This window comes from Xenorhabdus bovienii (assembly GCF_024721015.1).
Lineage (GTDB): Bacteria > Pseudomonadota > Gammaproteobacteria > Enterobacterales > Enterobacteriaceae > Xenorhabdus > Xenorhabdus bovienii.
The window spans coordinates 1-469 of sequence record NZ_JANAIF010000322.1 but is presented as its reverse complement, the minus strand read 5'-3'; the positions used below and the strand labels follow the sequence as shown (position 1 = coordinate 469).

The window sequence follows — 469 nt, the reverse complement described above, 5'->3', positions numbered from 1 at the left end:
TAGACCAGCTTGGTGCCAATAATAATGTGCGACGTTTGGTCTTGCAGACGGCCAACAATAACGCCGTGCCGCCTGTCCCTGCCGTGATGGAATCGGACGCGGATTTTCGTGTCCGTATTCCGCAGGCATTTGAAGGTTTAAGCGTGGCGGGCCCCGTAGCGTCTTATGAATACTACGCACGCAGTGCAGACGGCCGGGTGGCCGATGCCTCGGTCATCAGCCCCGCACCGGCGTATGTCACGGTCAGCATCTTATCCCGTGACGGGAACGGGGCGGCCAGTGATGAACTGATCGCCGTCGTTAATACTGCCCTGAATGATGAGGACGTGCGCCCCGTGGCCGATCGCCTGACCGTGCAGTCCGCCAGTATTGTTAATTATGAAATTGATGCCGTGCTGTACCTCTACCCCACACCGGAGTATGAGCCGATATTGCAGGATGTGCAGGCACGGCTGGCCCGCTACACGGC

General features: G+C 58.4%; 1 protein-coding gene. It reads left to right on the top strand.

Annotated elements, in window-relative coordinates; translation table 11 throughout:
- On the top strand, positions 1-469 hold a 469-nt coding region (locus tag NXS07_RS20810; RefSeq protein ID WP_258087608.1), incomplete at both ends, for a baseplate assembly protein.